Below are 22,304 nucleotides of genomic sequence, written 5' to 3' on the forward strand. Positions count from 1 at the left end.
GCTGGGCCGGGCCGGGGTGCCGGCCGGTGCGGGCCGGCGGGCACCCCGGTCACGCCGGCCGCCGCACTCGCTTCAGGGCCATCTGGACGAGGCTGTCGGCGCCCATCGAGTCCAGGGATTCGGGGTGTCGGGGCTGTTCGGCGGGGGCGGCGGGGCGCGGGTCGTCGGGGCCGGTGGCGGCAGGTCGCTCGGCGAGCCTGCGCAGCATGTCGAGCACGCCGGACTCGCGGAGCCGGGCCATCGGGATCGCGGTGAGCAGGTCCCGTACCTGCGGGTCGACGCCGTCGTCGGCAAGGGCGGCCGGTGCCGGCGCGGCGGTGTCGGCGAGGAGCCGGTCGCGCAGCAGCCGTACCAGGTCCTCGGGGGTGGGGTGGTCGAAGACGAGCGTCGCCGGGAGGGTCAGGGCGGTGGCGGCGCCGATCCGGTTGCGCAGGTCGACGGCGGTGAGCGAGTCGAAGCCGAGGTCCTTGAAGGCGCGCGTGGGTTCGACCGAGGCGGGCGAGGAGTGACCGAGTACGGCGGCCACCTGGGTACGCACCAGGTCCAGCAGGAGCTGGTCCTGCTCGGGGGCGGTCAGTGCGGCGAGCCGGCCGGTGAGGTTCTCGGCCGTGCCGGACGCGTCGCGTGCGGCGGCCCGGCGCCTGCGGGTCGTCGCGGGGACGAGGTCGCGCAGTACGCCGGCCAGGTTGTCGGCGTGTTCGGCGAGGCCGGCCGGGCGCAGCGCGACGGGGACCGCTACGGGTTCGTTGACGCGCAGGGCGGCGTCGAGCAGGGCGAGGGCCTGGTCGCCGGGCAGGGCGGGGAAGCCCTGGCGGCGCATGCGGGCGAGTTCGGCCCGCGACAGGGTGCCGCCCATGCCCGCCTCGGTCTCCCACATGCCCCAGGCCACGGACACGGCGGGCAGCCCCTGGGCGCGGCGGGCGGCGGCGAGCGCGTCGAGGGCGGCGTTGGCGGCGGCGTAGGCGGCCTGGCCGGCAGAGCCGATGACTCCGGCGACGGACGAGTACAGCACGAAGGCGTCCAGGGTGTGCCCGGCCGTCAGCTCGTGCAGGTGCCGGGCCGCGTCGGTCTTGGCGGCCAGCACGCGGGCCAGGCGCTCGCCGGTGAGGCCGGTGAGGATGCCGTCGTCGAGGACGCCGGCCGTGTGCACGACGGCGCTCAGCGGGACGCCGTCGAGGGCGGCAGCGAGCTGGTCGCGGTCGCCCACGTCGCAGGCGACGATGTCGGCACGGGCTCCCGACTCGGCTAGCGCGGCGCGCAGTTCGCCGGCGCCGGGCGCATCGGGTCCCCGCCGGGACAGCAACAGCAGGTCGCGGACGCCGTGCCGTTCGACGAGATGGCGGGCGAGCAGCGCGCCGAGGCCACCGGTGCCGCCGGTGATCAGCACGGTGCCCGGTCGGGACCAGGGCGCGGGCACGGTCAGGACGACCTTGCCGACGTGCTTGGCCTGCTGGAGCAGCCGCAGCGCCTCGGGCGCCCGGGCGATGTCGAACGCGGTCACCGGGACGGGACGCAGCACACCCTGCTCGAACAGGTCCAGGAGCGCCGCGAGCATCTCGCCGATGCGGTCGGGACCGGCCTCCACGAGGTCGAAGGCGCGGTACGACACTCCATGCGCGGCGGCGACCTCGTCGGCGTCGCGGATGTCGGTCTTGCCCATCTCGACGAACCGTCCACCGGGCCGCAGCAGCCGCAGCGAGGCGTCCACGAACTCACCGGCGAGCGAGTCCAGCACCACATCGACACCCGGCTGGAACCGCGCCTCGAACCCGGTGGTACGGGACGAGGCGAGGCGGTCGGCGGGCACGCCGAGCTCCCGCACGGCCGACCACTTGCCTTCGCTCGCCGTCGCATACACCTCGGCCCCGAGATGCCGGGCGAGCTGTACGGCGGCCATGCCGACGCCACCGGCGGCGGCGTGGATCAGCACCGACTCGCCCGCCTGGAGCCCGGCGAGGTCGACCAGGGCGTAGTAGGCGGTGAGGAACACGATCGGCACGGACGCGGCCTGCTCGTACGTCCAGCCCTTCGGGACCGGCGCGAGCTGCCGGGCGTCGGCCACGGCGGTGGGGCCGAAGGCCGCGTCGAGCATGCCCAGCACCCGGTCGCCGACGGCCAGGCGGTCCACGCCGGGGCCGGTCTCCACGATGATCCCCGCGCCCTCCAGGCCCATCCGGCCGGCGTCCCCGGGGTACATGCCGAGCACGTTCAGCACATCGCGGAAATTGACGCCGGCCGCACGCATCGCGACCCGGACCTCGCCGGGGCCGAGCGGACGCCGCTCCTCGGGGACGAGGGCGATGCCGTCGAGCCGGCCCTGGTCGACGATGTCCAGCCGCCACGCGTCACCGGCACCGGCCGGCGGGGCCAGCACGCCGTCGCCGGCCATCCGGACGAGGCGCGGCAGCCACACCCGGCCCGCACGCACCGCGAACTGCGTTTCGTCGGTCGCCCGCAGGGCCGATGCGAGGGCGTGCGGGGAGGCGGGGTCGTCGTCGAGGTCGGCGAGGGCGAACCGGCCGGGGTTCTCACTGATCGCGGAGCGGACCAGACCCCACACGCCGGCCGCGGCGACATCCGGCGCCGCCCCGTCACCGGCGGTCTCGACCCGTACGGCTCCGGCGGTCAGCACGACGAGCCGGGACGCGGCGAATCGCTCGTCGGCCAGCCACGCCTGGAGCCGGGTGAGGACGGGGGTGACCGTGGCGGCCACGTCCTCACCGTCGTCCGGGGTGACCGGCAGCAACACCGTGTCGGGTACGTCGCCGGCCGCGGCCAGTGCGTCGAGGTCGGGGTGCACGGTGGCGGGGACACCGGCCGGGGCGGTGCCGAAGGCCGTCCACACCGTCAGAGCCGGTACGGCCTCCTGCTCCGGGGCCGGGGTCCAGTGCAGCCGGTACAGGTCGTCGGGTCCGGTCACGGCGGTGAGACGGTCCGGGGACAGGACGCGCAGCACGAGGGAGTCGATCTCCGCGACCGGTTCGCCCGTCGCGTCCGCGATGCGCAGGGCGACGTCCCCGGCGCCGCGCGGGGTGAGCCGGGCCCGCACGGTGCCCGCGCCCACAGCGGTCACGCGGACGCCCGACCACAGGAAGGGCAGCGAGCCTTCGGTGGTCTGCGCGTGCAGGCCGAGGCCGTGCAGGACGGTGTCCAGCAGGGCGGGGTGCAGACCGTAGGACGCGGCGTCGCCCGCGACGGACTCAGGCAGTTCGGCCTCCACGTACAGATCGCCCTCGTGCCGCCACACCCGCCGCAGCCCACGGAAGGCGGGGCCGTAGCCGAGGCCGGCCGCGGTGAGCCGGTCGTACAGGTCGGCGAACTCCACGGGCTCGGCACCTGCGGGCGGCCAGGCCGTCAAGTCCCAGTCGGGTACGGCCGGTTCGGCGGTGTCCAGGGTGCCCGAGGCATGCAGCGTCCAGGGCTCGTGGGGGCCGGCCTCCTGCGAGCGGGCGTAGACGCGGAGCGTACGGCCCCCGTCCGGCGCGTCCTCGGCGTCCTCTGCGTCCTCGGCTCCTACGGCGATCTGGAGCTGCACGGCACCGTGCTCGGGCAGCACGATGGGGGTACGCAGGGCCAGCTCGGCCAGCTGCCCGGCACCCACGCGCTCTCCGGCCTGAAGCGCCAGCTCGACCAGGACCGTCCCGGGCACCACGACGGAACCGGCCGCGGTGTGGTCGCCCAGCCAGCGATGCGTCCGCACCGACAGGCTCGAGGCGAGCAACACCGCGTCCGAACCGGCCACCGGCACGGCGGCACCCAGCAGCGGGTGACCGGTCCGGGCCAGGCCGAGACTGTCGGCGTCGGAGGGAGCGGGCGGGGCGTCGAGCCAGTAGCGCCGGCGTTGGAAGGGGTAGGTGGGCAGGTCGACGCGGTGGGCGCCGGTTCCCTGGAAAAGGGCGGACCAGTCGATGTCGGCGCCCCGGACGAAGAGTTCGGCGCACGCGGTGAGCAGGCTCTCCGGCTCCGGACGGTCCTTGCGCAGCGTCGCGGCGGCCGGAATGTCGCCGGCCAGCGCGGTCAGGACCGGGTCCGGGCCGATCTCCAGGAAACGGACGGCACCCAGGCCACGGGCGGAACTCAACGCGTCGTGGAAGCGGACGGGCTTGACGATCTGCTCGGCCCAGTACGCGGGGGTCGTCCAGTCGCCTTCGCCGAGAGGCACACCCGTCAGCGTGCTGACCGCCGCCACGGTCGGCCGGTGGTAGCTGACCTGCTCGGCCACCGCCGTGAACCCGGCCAGCATCGGCTCCATCAACGGCGAATGGAACGCATGCGACACCTTCAGCCTGCTCGTACGCCGTCCCGCGTCCCGCGCCCGCTCGGCAACCACCTCAACCGCCGTCTCCGTACCGGATATCACCACCGACGTCGGCGCGTTGACGGCCGCGACCACCGCGCCGTCCACCAGCCAGCCTGCGGCCTCCGCCTCGGAGGCCTCCACGGCCGCCATGGCACCGCCCGCCGCAAGCGCCTGCATCAACCGCGCCCGAGCCGCCACCAGCCGTACCGCATCGGCGAGTTCGAACACCCCAGCCGCATACGCGGCGGCGAACTCACCCACCGAATGCCCCAACACCACACCCGGGGCCATCCCCCACGACCGCAGCAACGCCACCAGCGCCACCTGCAACGCGAACAACCCCGACTGCGCATACCCCGTGGAGTCCTCCGCCTCCTCGGCGAACAACACCTCCCTCAACGGGCGTTCAAAACCAAGCTCGGCATCCAGCAGCCCGCACACCTCATCCAGCGCGGCGGCGAAGACAGGGAACGCCCCATACAACTCCCGCCCCATACCGGGCCGCTGACTCCCCTGCCCCGTGAACATCCACCCCGTACGCCCCTCAGCCACCGATCCGGTCACCACGGGATCGGTGAGTGCGGCGCGAAGGGTCTCGTCGTCGGGGCCCAGGACGACGGCCCGGTGTTCGAGCTTCGCCCGTGTGGTGGCCAGGGAGAGGCCGATGTCGAGCGGGTTTCCGGTCGCGGACGCCAGGCGTTCGGTCTGGGTGCGCAGGCCGTCGGCCGTGCGGGCGGAGACGATCCAGGGGATGAGTGGGAGTCCGGTCGCCGGGGTGGTGTCGGGCGTCTGAAGGGCGACCGGGGGTTCCTCGACGACGACATGGGCGTTGGTGCCGCTGATGCCGAAGGAGGACACTCCGGCCCGGCGCGGCCGCTCGCCGCGCGGCCACGGGCGTTCCTCGGTCAGCAGTTCAACGGCGCCGGCCTCCCAGTCGACGTGTGAGGAGGGGTCGTCGACGTGCAGGGTGCGCGGCAGGCGCTCGGCGTGCAGCGCCATCACCATCTTGATGACGCCCGCGACACCGGCGGCGGCCTGCGTATGCCCGATGTTCGACTTGACCGACCCGAGCCACAGGGGTTCGTCACGGTCCTGGCCGTACGTCGCCAGCAGGGCCTGCGCCTCGATCGGGTCACCCAAGCGCGTACCGGTGCCGTGCGCCTCGACCGCGTCCACATCACCGGGCCGCAGACCCGCCGCGGCCAGCGCCCGCCGGATCACCCGCTGCTGCGAAGGACCGTTGGGAGCCGTCAGTCCGTTGGACGCACCGTCCTGATTGACGGCCGTGCCCCGGATCACGCCCAGCACCCGGTGGCCCCGGCGGCGGGCCTCGGACAGCCGCATCAGCACCAGCACACCGGCGCCCTCGGCCCAGCCCGTACCGTCGGCGCCGTCCGCGAAGGACTTGCAGCGGCCGTCGGCGGCCAGGCCGCGCTGGCGGGAGAACTCCACGAAGGTCTGCGGGGTGGCCATCACGGTCACGCCACCGGCCAGCGCGGTGCCGCACTCGCCGGACCGCAGCGCCTGGCAGGCCAGGTTCAGGGCGACGAGGGAGGACGAGCAGGCGGTGTCGACGGTGACGGCCGGCCCCTCGAAGCCGAACACGTAGGCGATACGGCCGGAGAAGACGCTGCCCGCGTTGCCGTTGCCGAGGTAGCCCTCGATCTCGTCGGGCACCTTGTGCAGACGGGCCGCGTAATCGTGATACATGAGGCCTGCGTAGACGCCGGTGTCCGTGCCGCGCAGCGAGGTCGGGTCGATGCCCGCGCGCTCCAGGGCCTCCCAGGACGTCTCCAGCAGCAGCCGCTGCTGCGGGTCCATCGCCAGGGCCTCGCGGGGGGAGATGCCGAACAGTTCGGCGTCGAACTCGGCGGCGTCGTGCAGGAAGCCGCCTTCGCGGACGTACGCCGTGCCCGGCCGGTCGGGGTCGGGGTCGTAGAGCCCGTCGAGGTCCCAGCCACGGTCGGTCGGGAAGCCGGTGATGCCGTCGCCTCCCTCGGCGACCAGCCGCCACAGGTCCTCCGGGGAGGTGATGGCGCCCGGGTAGCGGCAGCCCATGCCGACGATCGCGATGGGCTCGTCCCCGGCGGCCGGCCGCGCGGTCGCGGCGGGCGCGAGGGCCGGTTCCTCGCCGAGGAGTTCCCGGTGCACGAACGCGGCGAGGGCGGCGGGGCTCGGGTGGTCGAAGACGAGGGTCGCCGGGAGGCGCAGGCCGGTCGCGGTGCCGAGGTGGTTGCGCAGGTCGACAGCGGTCAGCGAGTCGAAGCCGAGGTCCTTGAAGGCGCGCGAGGGGTCCACGGAAGCTGCGTCGGCGTGGCCGAGCACGGCCGCGACCTGCGTCTGCACCAGATCGAGCAGGATTCGGTCCTGCTCGGGGCGGGGCAGGCCGCGCAGTCGGGCGGCGAGCGGCACGTCCGCGGCGCCCGAGGTGCGGTGGGCCGAGCGCCTGCGGCGGGCTGCGGGCACCAGGCCGTGCAGCACGGTGGGCAGTGCGTCGCCGCGCACGGCCAGGGCCGCGGTGTCGAGGGCGGCCGGCACGAGGGTCGGTTCGCCGGTGCGCAGCGCGTCGTCGAGGAGGGCGAGGGCGTCGTCGGTGGCCAGCGCCGGGTAGCCGAGGCGGCGCATGCGGGTCACGTCCTGGTCCGTCAGGCGGCCGCCCATGCCGACTGTGTGCTCCCACATGCCCCAGGCCAGGGACGTGGCCGGCAGGCCGCGCGCGTGGCGGTGGGCCGCGAGGGCGTCGAGCGCGGCGTTGGCGGCGGCGTAGGCGGCCTGCCCGGAGGAGCCGACGACCCCGGCGACGGCGGAGAACAGCACGAACGCGCTCAGGTCGCGATCGGCGGTCAACTCGTCGAGGTGCAGGGCCGATTCGGTCTTCGCAGCGAGTACGCGTGCCAGCCGCTCAGGGGTGAGGTCGGTGAGCACGCCGTCGTCGAGGACGCCGGCCGTGTGCACCACGGCGCTCAACGGCACACCGGACAACGCCGCCTCGAGTGCCACGCGGTCGGAGACGTCGCAGGCGGTGACGGTGACCCTGGCCCCGTGGGCGGTGAGTTCACGCACCACCTCGTCGGCGCCGGGCGCCTGCGCACCGCTGCGCGAGAGCAGCAGCAGATCGCGTACGCCGTGCGAGGTGACGAGGTGGCGGGCGACCAGGGCGCCGAGGCCGCCGGTGCCGCCGGTGATCAGTACGGTGCCGTCGCCGGACCAGTCGGGATCGCCGGTCGCGGCGTCCGTCACCCGGGCGAGGCGGGGCTCCAGCACCTGGCCGTCGTGGAAGGCGAGTTGGGTCGCTCCCCTCTCGATGAGGGCGGTGAGCCGTTCGGTGAGCGTCTGCCACGACTCCGGTGTGCCGTCGGTGTCGGCCAACGCGAACCGATCCGGGTGCTCGCTGATCGCAGTGCGGACCAGACCCCATACGGCGGCGGCCGCCGGGTCGGAGAGCGCGCCGCTCGTGACGACGACCAGCCGACTCGTGCCCAGGTCGGGTTCGGCCAGCCAGTCCTGGAGGGCGGTGAGGACGCCGGACGCGGTCTCGGCCGGGGCCCGCCCGGCGGGGACGGGCAGCAGGACGGTCGCGGGAGCCGTCTCGGTGCCGGTCAGAGCCGGCAGGTCGGGGAACACGGTGACCCCGGCCGGGAGGACGGAGGCGTCACCGACCGCAGCCAGGTCCGCGGCCGCCCCGGTCGGCGCCCCCGGGACGGAGGTCCACCGCATCCGGTACAGGTGCCGGGCGCCGGTGGCGCCGACCTCACCGGCCGCCACCGGACGAAGCACCAACCGGTCGATCTCGGCGAGCGGTTCACCGACGGCGTCGGCGATCCGCAGGGCGACCTCGCCGGGAGCGCGGACGGTCAGCCGGGCCCGTACGGCGGACGCCCCGACGGCCGGCAGGGACACCCCGGACCACAGGAAGGGCAGCAACGCCTTCCGGCGCCCCTCCCCCGCCTCCGCGTCGGCCCCGGTGTCGTCGACGCCGAGCGCGTGCAGCACGGCGTCGAGGAGAGCGGGGTGCAGGGCGAAGGCGGATGCGTCGTCGGCCGTGGGCTCGGGCAACTCCGCCTCGACGTACAGGTCACCGCCGGCCCGCCACAGGGAACGCAGCCCCTGGAAGGCCGGGCCGTACACCATGCCGGTCTGGGCGAGACGCGCGTACAGACCGTCGACCGCGACGGGCTCGGCCCCGGCGGGCGGCCAGACCCGCAGGTCCCAGTCGTGCCCGGTCGAGGGGGCAGCGAGGGTGCCGGTGGCGTGCAGGGTCCACGGCTCGTCGTCGGGCGCGCCGCCCGGCCGGGCGTGGACGCGCACGCTACGGGTTCCCTCTCCGTCGGCCGGATCGACCGACGTCTGCACCTGTACGGCACCGTCGTGCGCCAGCACCAGCGGGGCGCGCAGCGTCAGGTCGTCCACACCGTGGAGACCGGCGTGTTCGGCGGCCTGGACGGCGAGTTCGAGCAGCGCGGTACCGGGGACGACGACCGTGCCGTCGACGGTGTGGTCGCCGAGCCACGGGTGCGTGCGCACGGACAGCCGCGACGTCAGCACGGCGGTGTCGGAACCGGCCAGCCGTACGGCCGCACCGAGCATCGGATGCCGGGTCGCGCCGAGGCCGAGTCCGCCGGCGTCGAGGACGGGGCGGGTGGGTTCGAGCCAGTAGCGCCGGCGTTGGAAGGGGTAAGTGGGCAGGTCGACGCGGTGAGCGCCGGTTCCCTCGAAAAGGGCGGACCAGTCGATGTCGGCGCCCCGGACGAAGAGTTCGGCGCACGCGGTGAGCAGGCTCTCCGGCTCCGGACGGTCCCTGCGCAGGGTGGATGCGGCCGGAATGTCGCCGGCCAGCGCGGTCAGGACCGGGTCCGGGCCGATCTCCAGGAAACGGACGGCACCCAGGCCACGGGCGGAACTCAACGCGTCGTGGAAGCGGACGGGCTTGACGATCTGGTCGGCCCAGTACGCGGGGGTCGTCCAGTCGCCTTCGCTGAGCGGCACACCCGACAGCGTGCTGACCGCCGCCACGGTCGGCCGGTGGTAGCTGACCTGCTCGGCCACCGCCGTGAACCCGGCCAGCATCGGCTCCATCAACGGCGAATGGAACGCATGCGACACCTTCAGCCTGCTCGTGCGCCGTCCCGCGTCCCGCGCCCGCTCGGCAACCGCCTCAACCGCCGTCTCCGTACCGGATATCACCACCGACGTCGGCGCGTTGACGGCCGCGACCACCGCGCCGTCCACCAGCCAGCCTGCGGCCTCCGCCTCGGAGGCCTCCACGGCCGCCATGGCACCGCCCGCCGCAAGCGCCTGCATCAACCGCGCCCGAGCCGCCACCAGCCGTACCGCATCGGCGAGCTCGAACACCCCAGCCGCATACGCGGCGGCGAACTCACCCACCGAATGCCCCAACACCACACCCGGGGCCATCCCCCACGACCGCAGCAACGCCACCAGCGCCACCTGCAACGCGAACAACCCCGACTGCGCATACCCCGTGGAGTCCTCCGCCTCCTCGGCGAACAACACCTCCCTCAACGACCGCTCGAAACCGAGCTCGGCATCCAGCAGCCCGCACACCTCATCCAGCGCGGCGGCGAAGACAGGGAACGCCCCATACAACTCCCGCCCCATACCGGGCCGCTGACTCCCCTGCCCCGTGAACATCCACCCAGTACGCCCCTCAGCGACCGATCCGGTGATCGCCCCGTCGCGCACGCCGAGCACGGCTCGGTGTTCGAGCGTGGCGCGGCCGGTGGCCAGGGACAGGCCGATGTCGAGCGGGTCGGCGTCGAGCGAGGACAGCCTTTCGATCTGGGCCCGCAGGGCGGTCGCGGTCCTCGCGGACATCACCCACGGCACGACGGGCAGCCTGCGCTCTTCCGCCTGCTCCGGCGCGGAGGCCGCCGGGGCCTCTTCGAGGATCACGTGCGCGTTCGTGCCGCTGATGCCGAAGGAGGAGACACCGGCCCGGCGAGGGCGCTCGCCACGCGGCCAGTCGTGGTCGTCGGTGAGCAGACGGACCGCGCCTTCGGTCCAGTCGACGTGCGAGGACGGCACGTCGACGTGAAGAGTGCGGGGAAGGCGTTCGGCCTGCAGCGCCATCACCATCTTGATGACGCCGGCGACACCGGCAGCGGACTGAGTGTGGCCGATGTTGGACTTCACGGAGCCGAGCCACAGGGGTTCGTCACGATCCTGGCCGTACGTCGCCAGCAGGGCCTGCGCCTCGATCGGATCGCCCAGACGGGTACCCGTGCCGTGCGCCTCGACCGCGTCCACATCACCGGGCCGCAGACCCGCCGCGGCCAGCGCCTGCCGGATCACCCGCTGCTGCGAAGGACCGTTGGGAGCCGTCAGACCGTTGGACGCACCGTCCTGATTGACGGCCGTGCCCCGCACGAGCGCCAGTACCCGGTGCCCAAGCCGTTCGGCCTCGGACAGCCGCATCAGCACCAGCACACCGGCGCCCTCGGACCAGCCCGTACCGTCGGCCGCCTCGGCGAAGGGCTTGCAGTGGCCGTCGGGGGCGAGGCCGCGCTGGCGGGAGAACTCCACGAATGCCGTGGGGTTGGCCATGACGGTGGCGCCGCCCGTGAGGGCCGTGTCGCACTCGCCGGAGCGCAGCGCCTGGCAGGCCAGATGCAGGGCGACCAGGGCGGAGGAGCACGCGGTGTCCACGGACACCGCCGGGCCTTCGAGGCCGAGGACGTAGGAGAGGCGGCCCGAGGCGACGCTGGGGGTGCTGCCCGTGAGCAGGTAGCCGGCGGATTCGCCGTCGGCCTCGTGAACGGAGCCGCCGTAGCCGTTGGCGGAGACGCCGGCGTAGACGCCGGTCGCGGTGCCGCGCAGGGAGCTCGGGTCGATGCCCGCCCGTTCAAGGGCCTCCCACGCCGTCTCCAGCAGCAGCCGCTGCTGCGGGTCCATGGCGAGAGCCTCGCGGGGGGAGATGCCGAACAGTTCGGCGTCGAAGTCCCCGGCCTCCGGCACGAATCCGCCGCGTCCGGCGAACGGGGTGCCGAGAGCCGTGGAAGTGGTCTCCAGCAGGCCGGGGATGTCCCAGCCGCGGTCGTCGGGGAACGGCGACATGCGGTCCTCGCCCGCCGTGAGGACGTCCCAGAGGTCCTCGGGGGACTGGATACCGCCGGGGAAGCGGCAGCCCATGCCGATGACGGCGATGGGTTCGTCGTGGGCGGCCCTGGCGGCCACGGCCACGACTTCCGCGCCCGTGCCCGCGCCCATGCCAAGGAGGCGGTCGCGCAGGTGCGTGGTGAGGGTGGCCGGGGTGGGGTGGTCGAAGACGAGGGTGGTGGGCAGGGTGAGTTCGGTGCTCGCCGCGAGCCGGTTGCGCAGGTCGACGGCAGTGAGGGAGTCGAACCCGAGGTCCTTGAAGGCGCGGTCCGGATCGATGCCGGCCGGGGAGGCGTGGCCGAGGACGGCGGCGACCTGGGACTGTACCAGGTCGAGGAGCGTGCGGTCCTGTTCGGTGGGGGGCAACGCGCGCAGGCTGCGCACGAGTTCGCCCTCGGGGACGTCGGGTGCCTCGGTTGTCGCGGCCTGGGCGGCGGTGACGTCCGGCAGGTCGGAGATGAGCGGGCTGGGCCGGGTGAAGGTGAAGGTGGGGGCGAAGCGCTTCCAGTCCACGTCCGCGACGGTGACGCAGGTGCGGTCGGCCAGGAGCGCCTGCTCCAGTGCCGTGAGGGCGCTGTCAGGCGCGAGGAGGGCGAGGCCGCGCTCGGTGAGGTGCTCGGCGACGCCCTCGTCGGCGGCCATGCCGCCGCCGTTCCACGGGCCCCAGGCGACGGAGGTGGCGGGCAGGCCGAGGGCGCGGCGGTGCTGGGCGAGGGCGTCGAGGTAGGCGTTGCCGGCGGCGTAGGCGGCCTGGCCGCCGCTGCCCCACACGGCCGCCACCGACGAGAACAGCACGAACAGCTCGAGGTCGAGGCCGGCCGTCAGCTCGTGGAGGTGCCTCGCCCCGGTGACCTTGGCGGCGACCACCTGGGCGAGGCCGTTCGGGGTGGTGTCGGTGAGCGGCGTGTTCTGCGGAAGGCCGGCCGTGTGGACGACGCCGGTCAGGGGCGTCTCGGCGGGGATCGCGGCGATCAGCTCGGCCAGGGCGTCGCGGTCGCCGACGTCGCAGGCAGCGAGGGTGACGCGGGCGCCGCTCGCGGTGAGTTCGTCGCGCAGTGCGGCGGCGCCCGGGGCGTGCGCGCCGCTGCGCGAGACCAGCAGCAGGTGCTCGGCGCCGAGGGCGGCGAGGCGCCGGGCGACGTGGGCGCCGAGTGCGCCCGTGCCGCCGGTGATCAGCACGGTGCCGACGAGTGCCGGGAGCGCAGCGGCGGTGTCGCTCCGGGTGTCGCGGGCCAGGCGGGCGGCGTGGACGCCTGAGGCGCGGACGGCCAGCTGGTCCTCCGGGCCGGGTGCGGCGAGGACGGCCGCGAGGCGCTGCCAGGCATCGGGGCCGGCGTCGTCGGGGAGGTCGACGAGACCGCCCCACAGGTGGGGCAGTTCGAGGGCGGCCGTGCGGCCGAAGCCCCAGATCTGCGCCTGGTCGGGGTGGGTGAGCGGTTCGCCGGACGCGACGGCGACGGCGGACCGGGTGACGGCCCACACCGGGCTCTCCAGTCCGGCGGCGGTCAGGGACTGGAGGAGGTTCAGGTGGAGGGCGGGGAGGGCGCCGTCGCCGGCGGCCAGGACAACGATGCCGTCCGGGCCGTACGCGCGGACGCGGGCGGCGAGTTCCCCGGCCTCCGGCGAGTCGGCCACGGTGAGGAGTTCGGCGTCGGCACCCGCGGCGCGCAGGGCGTCGAGACAGACGTCGGTGTCCTGTGCCCCTGCCGGGGCGGCGATCAGCCAGCGGCCCGTCAGGCGGGCCGCGCGCGGCATCGGCACCGGCTTCCACACCACGCGGTAGCGCCACCGGTCCAGCGTGGCGCGTTCCTCGTGCCGTCGCCGCCATCGCGTCAGGGCCGGGAGCAGCGCGTCCAGCGAGGCGCCCTCGGGCAGGCCCAGTTCGTTGGCCACGCCGGCCGGGTCGGCGGTGTCGAGCAGCTGCCAGAACTCGTCCTTGGAGCCCTCGGCGGCGGGCTGGTGGGCGGTTCGGTCGGGCAGCCAGAAGCGCTCGCGCTGGAAGGCGTACGTGGGCAGGTCGGTCAAGTGGGCGTCCGTGTCGCGGAAGACCCGCGCCCAGTCGACGCGGGTGCCGCGTACGAACAGCTCGGCCACCGCGGTGAGCAGGGTCTCCGGCTCGGCGCGGCCCGCGCGCAGGGCGGCGACGGCCACGGTCAGGTCGGGGGCGGTCCGCTGGGCGAGGGCGGCGAGGACCGGGTCGGGGCCGAGTTCCAGCAGGCGGGTGGCACCGAGTTCGCCGGTCGCGGTCCGGACGGCGTCGTGGAAGAGGACGGGCTGCCGCACTTGGCGCACCCAGTAGTCGGCGCTCGCCCAGTCGTCGTCGAGGGGCCGGCCGGTGACGGTGCTGACGGCCGGTATCCGGGGCCGTCGGTAGGCGAGGTCGCCCGCGACAGCGGCGAACTCGGCCATCATGGGCTCCATCAGCGGCGAGTGGAACGCGTGCGACACGCGCAGCCGCGTCGCGCGCCTCCCCTGCTCGCGCGCGGTCGTCAGTACGGCATCCACGGTGGTCTGCGTGCCGGAGACCACCACGGCGGCGGGTCCGTTGACGGCGGCGATGACCGCGTCGTCGGTCAGCCAGGGCGCGATCTCCTCGGGGTCCGCTTCGACGGCCGCCATGGCGCCGCCCTCGGGCAGCGCCTGCATCAGCCGGGCCCGGGCGGCCACCAGCCGTACGGCGTCGGGGAGTTCGAGGACGCCCGCGGTGTGGGCGGCAGCCAGCTCGCCGATGGAGTGGCCGACGAGCGCGTCGGGGGCGAGTCCCCAGGAGCGCAGCAGTTCGGCGAGCGCCACCTGAAGGGCGAACAGTGCGGTCTGCGCGTAGCCGGTGCGCTCCAGCAGGGCTGCCTCGGGGCTGTCCTCCGGGGCGAACAGCACGGTGCGCAGCGGCGTGTCGAATCCGTCGGTGCCGGAGAGTTCGGCGTCGAGCAGGGCGCAGGTTTCGTCGAGGGTCTGCGCGAACTCCGGGTGGGCGTCGTACAGTTCGCGGCCCATGCGCGGGCGCTGGCTGCCCTGTCCCGTGAACGCCCATACCGTGCGGCCCTCGCCCGCCACGCCCGCCACCGAGGTGACGAGCGCGGTCGTATCGCCGTCGGCGAGCGCCGCGGCGGCCGCCGTCAGGGTCTGGGGATTGTCGCCGACGAGGACGGCGCGGTGGTCGAGGGCGGCGCGGGCGGTGGCCAGGGTGCGGCCCACGTCGGCCGGGGCGAGACCGGGCCGGTCGGCGAGGTGGGCGACGAGTCGGGCGGCCTGCGCGCGCAGGGCCTGGCGGGTCCGGCCGGCGAGGACCCAGGGCACTGTGCCGGCAGGGCGAGCCGGGGCCGGGACCTCGGCGGCGGGGGGCTCCTCCAGGATGACGTGGGCGTTGGTGCCGCTGATGCCGAAGGCGGACACGCCGGCCCTGCGAGGGCGTTCGCCGCGCGCCCAGGGCTGTGCCTCGGTGAGCAGGCGTACGGCACCGGCGTGCCAGTCGACGCGGCTGGAGGGGGCGTCGACGTGCAGGGTGGGCGGGAGTTGTCCGGCGCGCAGGGCCAGCACCATCTTCATCACGCCGGCCGCGCCCGCCGCCGCCTGGGTGTGGCCGATGTTCGACTTCACCGAGCCGAGCCACAGGGGCTCGTCGCGGTCCTGGCCGTAGGTGGCGAGCAGGGCCTGCGCCTCGATCGGGTCGCCGAGGCCGGTGCCGGTGCCGTGTGCCTCGACCGCGTCGACTTCACCGGGTCGCAGTCCGGCCGCGGCCAGCGCCTGCCGGATCACCCGCTGCTGAGAAGGCCCGTTGGGAGCCGTCAAGCCATTGGAGGCGCCGTCCTGGTTGACGGCGGAGCCGCGCAGCACGGCGAGCACGGGGTGGCCGGCGCGGCGCGCGTCGGAGAGCCGTTCCAGTACGAGGACGGCGGCGCCCTCGGACCAGCCGGTGCCGTCGGCGCCCTCGGCGAAAGCCTTGCAGCGGCCGTCGGCGGACAGGGCGCGCTGCCGGGAGAACTCGACGAAGATGCCCGGCGTGGCCATCACGGTCACACCCCCGGCGAGGGCGGTGCGGCACTCGCCCTGGCGGATGGCCTGCGCCGCCAGGTGGAGCGCGACCAGGGCCGAGGAGCAGGCGGTGTCGACGGTGAGGGCGGGGCCCTCCAGGCCGAGGGTGTAGGAGATGCGGCCGGACAGGACGCTGGCGGCCGAACCGGTGGCGACGTAGCCCTCGACGTCGCCCTGGGCGTGAGCGGTCTCGCGGTAGTCCTGGCCGTTGGTGCCGGCGAACACACCGGTGTCGGACCCCCGCAGCGACAACGGGTCGATGCCCGCGCGCTCGAGGGCCTCCCACGCCGTCTCCAGCAGCAGCCGCTGCTGCGGGTCCATCGCGAGCGCCTCGCGCGGGGAGACGCCGAACAGCTCGGCGTCGAAATCGGCGGCGTCGTGCAGGAATCCGCCGAGGCGTGCGTAGGTGGTGCCGGAGTGGCCGGGGTCCGGGTGGTAGAGGCGCCCGACGTCCCAGCCGCGGTCCTCGGGGAACGGCGTGAGGCCGTGCGCGCCGGAGGCGAGCAGGTCCCACAGCTGGTCGGGGGTGGTCACGCCGCCGGGGAATCGGCAGCCCATGCCGACGATCACCACGGGGTCCTCGTCGGCGCCGACGGGGGCGAGGGCGGGGCCACCGCGCTCGATCTCGTCCGTCGTGACGCCGAGGACCTGGGTGCGCAGGAATGCCGAGAGCGCGCTCGGGGTGGGGTGGTCGAAGACGAGGGTCGCGGGCAGGGACAGCCCGGTGGCGGCCGCGAGCCGGTGGCGCAGGGCGACGCCGGTCAGCGAGTCGAAGCCGAGGTCCTTGAAGGCGCGGCCGGCGTCCACGGCGGTCCGGTCGGAGTGCCCGAGGACGGCGGCGACCTGGTCGAGGACGACGTCGAGCAGCAGCCGGTCCTGCTCCGAGGGAGTGCGGCCGGACAGTTCGGCGCCGAGGGTGCCCGCGGCCGGTGCGGCCTGCCCGGTGCCGGCGGGTGGCGGGGCGGCCTCGGACAGGTCGGCGAGCAGCGGGCGCGGGATGTACGCGGCGGCTGCGAACCGCTGCCAGTCGACGTCGGCGACGGTCGTGCAGGTGACGTCCTCGTCGAGAGCGCGCTGGAGGACGTCGAGGGCGCGGGACGGTTCGAGGGGCCGTATGCCCTGGCGGCTGAAGTGCTCGGCGACCGTCTCGTCGGCCGCCATGCCACCGCCGCTCCACGGGCCCCAGGCGACGGAGATCGCGGGCAGTCCGGCGGCGCGGCGGTGCTGGGCCAGCGCGTCGAGGCGGGCGTTGGCGGCGGCGTAGGCGGCCTGCCCGGCGTTGCCCAGCACTCCGGTGATGGACGAGAACAGGACGAAGGCGTCGAGTTCCCGCTCCCGCGTCAGGTCGTGGAGATGCTGGGCGGCCTCGGCCTTCACCGCGAGGACGCGGGCCAGGCGCTCGGGGGTGAGGTCGGCGGCAAGCCCGTCGTCGAGGATGCCCGCGGCGTGCACGACGGCGGCCGGCTGGTGGGCGTCGACGACGGCCGCGACGGTCTCGCGGTCGGTGACGTCGCCCGCTACGAAGGTGACGGCCGTTCCCGACTCGCCGAGATCCGCGGCGAGTTCGGCGGCGCCCGGGGCGTCGGCGCCGCGCCGCGACATGAGCACGAGGTGTTCCGTGCCGGCGGTCGCGAGCCACCGGGCGAGGTGCCCGCCGAGGGCGCCGGTCGCGCCCGTGAGCAGGACGGTGCCGTTCGGGCGCCAGGGCCGTGCGGGACGTGCCGAGCGGTCGTGCACCAGCCGGGCCGCGTGGACGCCCGTCGCGCGCACGGCGAGCTGGTCCTCCCCCGCTCCCCCGGCGGCGAGCACGGCCATGGCCCGCTGCCAGAGCCGGGGGTGCGGATCGTCCGGCAGGTCGATGAGTCCGCCCCAGCGGTCGGGCTGCTCCAGTGCCACGACCCGGCCGAGTCCCCAGACGGCGGCCTGCTCCGGGTGTGTGGGGCCCTCGCCGCCGGATACGGCCACGGCGCCGAAGGTCACGCACCACAGCCGCGTCCGCGGGTACGCCTGCGTCAACGCCAGCACCCGCGCGGGGTCGGTGAGCAGCGACAGCACGCCCGTGTACGCCGCCTCGGGGCCGGCGGCCGGTCCGGTCACGACCGTCACCTCGGCACCGGCTGCCCGCAGCGCGCTGTCGGCCGCCTCGACCCGTTCGGCGGGCGTGTCCTCGTCGGCCGCGAGCAGCCACGCCCCGTCCAGGGTGCCCGAGGCCGGCGTACGGACGGGCCGCCAGGCGATCCGGTATCGCAGCCCAGCCAGCAGCGCCTCCTCACGGCGCTGGCGACGCCAGTCGGCGAGCACCGGCAGCACCGCGTCCAGCGGGGCGCCGCTGTCCACGCCCAGTTCTCCGGCGAGCGAGTCGGCGTCGCCCTGGTCGACGAGTTCCCAGAACCCTCCGTCGGCGACGCCGTCGCTCTGCGCCCGGCGTCCGGGGCGGGCGTGGTCGGGCAGCCAGTACCGCTGCCGTTGGAAGGCGTACGTGGGCAGATCGACACGGCGGGCGCCGGTCCCCTCGAACAGCGCGGACCAGTCGATCTCCGCGCCCCGGACGAAGAGTTCGGCGACGGCGGTCAGCAGCGTCTCCGCCTCCGGGCGGTCCTTGCGCAGGGTCGCGGCGGCCGGTACGTCACCGGCCGACGCGGTGAGCACCGGGTCGGGGCCGATCTCCAGGAAGCGCCCGGCACCCAGGTCACGGGCGGCGGTCAACGCCTCGTGGAAGCGGACCGGCTTGACGATCTGCTCGGCCCAGTAGGTGGGGGTGGTCCAGTCACCGTCGGACAACGCAGCGCCCGTCAGCGTGCTGACGGCGGCCACGGTCGGCCGGTGATAGGTCACCCGCTCGGCCACCGCCGTGAACTCGGCGAGCACCGGCTCCATCAGCGGCGAGTGGAAGGCGTGCGACACCTTCAGCCGGGTCGTGCGTCGTCCCGCGTCCCTGGCCCGCCCGGTGACGGCCTCGACCGCTGCCCCGGTGCCGGAAACCACCACCGACGTCGGCGCGTTGACGGCGGCGATCACCGCACCGTCCGCGAGCCACGCGGCGGCCTCGGCCTCGGAAGCCTCCAGCGCCGCCATCGCACCGCCCTGCGGCAGCGCCTGCATCAACCGCGCCCGAGTCGCCACCAGGCGTACGGCGTCGGCGAGTTCGAACACACCGGCCGCGTGCGCTGCGGCGAACTCGCCCACCGAGTGCCCCAGCAGCAGCTCCGGCCGCATGCCCCAGGATCGCAGCAACGCCACCAGCGCCGACTGCAGGGCGAACAGGGCCGGCTGCGCGTAGCCGGTGCCGTCCTCCGCCTCTTCGGCGAACAGCACCTCCTTCAACGGCCGTGCGAAGCCGAGCTCGGCGTCGAACAGCTCGCACACCTCGTCCAGCGCCGCCGCGAACACCGGGAACGTCTCGTACAACTCCCGGCCCATGCCGGGACGCTGACTGCCCTGACCGGTGAACATCCACGCCGTACGGCCCTCCGACACCGGCCCGGTGACGAGGGGGCCGGGGTGAAGGGCGACGGCGCGGTGCTCGAGGGTCGCGCGGGTGGTGGCCAGGGACCGGCCGATGTCGAGCGGGTCGGCGTCGAGTGCGGTCAGGCGGTGCAGTTGGTCCCGCAGTGCTTGCTCGGTGCGCGCCGACACGGCCCACGGCACCACAGGCAGGTGCGTGGCCGGGTCCTCGGCCGGGTCCGGCTCCTCGGTGGCGGGGGCCTCTTCGATGACGAGGTGGGCGTTGGTGCCGCTGATGCCGAAGGAGGAGATGCCGGCCCGGCGGGGTCGTTCCCCGCGCGGCCAGGGGCGCTCCTGCTGAAGCAGCCGCAGCGTTCCGTGCGACCAGTCGATGTGCGGGGAGGGCTCGTCGGCGTGCAGGGTGCGCGGCAGCCGCTCCTCACGCAGGGCCATGACCATCTTGATGACGCCGGCGACACCCGCGGCGGCCTGGGTGTGGCCGATGTTGGACTTGACCGAGCCGAGCCACAGCGGCCGGTCGCGGTCCTGACCGTAGGCGGCGGTGAGGGCATGTGCCTCGATCGGGTCGCCGAGCCGGGTGCCGGTGCCGTGTGCCTCGACGGCGTCCACGTCCGCAGGGGACAGGCCCGCGTTGGCGAGGGCTTGGCGGACGACGCGCTGCTGGGCGGGGCCGCTGGGTGCCGTGAGACCGTTGGAGGCGCCGTCCTGGTTGATGGCGCTGCCACGGATCACCGCGAGCACTTCGCGGCCCTGGCGCCGGGCCGCGGCCAGCGGCATCAGGACCAGCATCCCGGCGCCCTCGCTGAGCGAGAACCCGTCGGCCCGTGCGGAGAAGGCCTTGCATCGGCCGTCGGGTGCGAGGGCCCGCTGGCGGGAGAACTCGGCGAACATCTCCAGGCTCGGCAGGACGGTCGCGCCGCCGGCGAGGGCGGTCGTCGCGGCGCCGCCGCGCAGGGCCTCGCAGGCGAGGTGGAGGGCGACCAGGGAGGAGGAGCAGGCGGTGTCGACGGTGAGGGCGGGGCCCTCCAGGCCGAGGGTGTAGGAGATACGGCCGGAGGCGACGCTGACGGCGTTGCCGGTGAGGAGGTGGCCGGCGACGTCGGTGGCGGCGGTGGCGGCCGCGCGGTCGTAGTCGACCGTCATGAGGCCGAGGTAGACGCCGGTGGCCGTGCCGCGCAGCGTGGTCGGGTCGATGCCCGCGCGCTCCAGCGCCTCCCAGGTCGTTTCCAGCAGCAGCCGCTGCTGCGGGTCCATCGCGAGCGCCTCGCGTGGGCTGATCCCGAAGAAGGCGGCGTCGAAGTCGGCGGCGTCGCGCACGAATCCGCCCTCGCGCTGGAGGAAACCGCCGGCTGCGGTGCCGCTGGGGTCGTGGCGTCCCTCGATGTCCCAGCCGCGGTCGTCGGGCAGGGGTGTGACGGCGTCGGTGCCGTCCAGGAGGAGCTGCCACAGGGCCTCGGGCGAGTCGGCGTCGCCGGCGAAGCGGCAGGCCATGCCGACGACGGCGATGGGCTCGTCGGAGTGCGCGTGACCGCTCGTGCCGGCCGGGGCGGTGGAGGTGGTGCCGTGGAGCTGGTCGTACAGGTGGTGGCCGAGGGCCGCCGGGGTCGGGTAGTCGAAGGCGAGGGTCGGGGCGAGGGGCAGTCCGGTCGCGGCGCGCAGGCGGTCGCGGAGGGCGACGGCGGTGGCCGACTCGAGGCCCTGGTCGCGGAAGGAGACATGGGCGGGCGCGCCGTCGGGCCGTTCGAGCAGGTCGGCCACCTGGGTGCGGACGAGGTCGACGAGGGCGGTGCGCCGGTCGGGTTCGGGCAGGTCGGCGAGGCGGTCGCGGAGGGCGGCCGCCTGGACGCCTACGGTCGCGCCGATGGTGTCGGGGTCCTCGACGGCGGCGGCGTCGGCGAGGCCGGCGGGCAGGTGGGCCGGGTCGGTGGCGTGGTCGTGCAGGGCGGCCCAGTCGGGTTCGCCTCCGCCCGTCCAGTACTCGGCGACGGCGCGCTGGAAGCGGTCGGCGCCTCCGGCGTCGCGGCGCAGGGTGGTGTGGACGGTGCCGGTGACGCCCGCGCCGGTGAGGACGGTCTCGATGCCGGGCGCGAGCAGGGGATGCGGGCTGATCTCCAGGAAGTGGCGGTGGCCCGCGTCGAGCGCGGTGCGGACGGCGGCGACGAACTCGACGGTGTCGCGCAGGCAGGCGGCCCAGTGGTTCCCGTCGAGGGTGACGCCGTCGAGGGCCGTGCCGGCGGAGGCCGCGTAGAAGGGGACGCGGGCCGCGCGGGGGGTGAGGCCGGTGAGGTCGGCGCGGATGAGGTCGGTGATGTCGTCGATGTGCGGTGAGTGGGCGGCGACGCCGTAGTCGACGGTGCGGGCGCGAACGCCCTCGGCGGTCAGCTCGGCGAGGAGTTCGGCCGCGGCGTCGGCGTCGCCGGAGACGACGCCGTTGTCGGGGCCGTTGACGGCGGCGAGGACGAGCCTGCCGTGCCAGGGCGCGAGGCGTTCCCGCAGTCGTTCGACGGGCATCAGCACGGACACCATGTCGCCGCGGCCGTGCAGGGCGCGCTGTGCCGTGCCCCAGCTCGCGGCCGCGCGGGCCGCGTCATCGAGGCTCAGGGCTCCCGCGACGCAGGCGGCGGCGATCTCGCCGAGGCTGTGTCCGACGACCGCCGCGGGCCGTACCCCGGCGCTCTCCCAGAGGGCGGCCAGCGACACCATCACGGCGAACAGGGCGGGCTGGGCGACCTCGGGCGTGTCAAGGGCGGCGGCCCCGCGCAGGACGTCCACGATGTCGTGGTCCAGGTGCGGGGCGAAGGCGTCGGCGCACTGCGCCATGCGGCGGGCGAACACCGGTGAGGTGTCGAGGAGTTCACGGGCCATGCCGGGCCACTGGGAGCCGTGGCCGGGGAAGACGAAGACGGGTCCGCTGTCGCGGGCGACGGCACGGCCCTCGGTGACGTGGTCGCAGAGGGTGCCCTCGGCCAGGGCGTCCAGGGCCGCGGCGAGGTCCTCGGGGGTGGTCGCGGTGACGGCGGCGCGACAGGGGTGGGTGGGGTCGGCGCTGTTCAGCAGGGCCGCCGCGATACGGTCCGGCGCTCCGTCGCGGGCGAGGGTCCGCAGGATGCGGGCCTGCCCCCGTACGGCCCGGGTGCCCCGTCCGGTCAGGAGCCATGGGCGTGGGGTGCCCGCGAACGGGCGGGTGGCCGAGGTGGAGCGAGCTTGTTCGGACACGTTTCTCTCCCGCGGATGACTCGTCGCCACGTTTTCGGAAACCGGGCCGGACCTGTGGGGCGTCGGGCGCGCGTCGGCCGGGAAAGTGGGGGGTGTGGCCTGATTCGTTCGCGCTGCTGGTTCGATTATTCGGACAGTCGACTGGGGGAATCACAAGGACTGGACCGCGCCCCGG

The 22,304-nt window shown here is 74.9% G+C and carries 1 protein-coding gene; it reads right to left on the reverse strand.

Annotated features, from left to right (window positions below):
• Positions 1 to 49 precede the first annotated feature (49 nt).
• The gene (locus ACIA8X_RS35640) at positions 50 to 22,159 is read right to left on the reverse strand and encodes a type I polyketide synthase (protein ID WP_399460030.1); all 22,110 of its coding nucleotides are present in this window, start codon (positions 22,157 to 22,159) and stop codon (positions 50 to 52) included.
• Between the last annotated feature and the right edge of the window lie 145 nt (positions 22,160 to 22,304).

This window comes from Streptomyces sp. NPDC051738 (assembly GCF_044453205.1).
Taxonomy (GTDB): Bacteria; Actinomycetota; Actinomycetes; order Streptomycetales; family Streptomycetaceae; genus Streptomyces.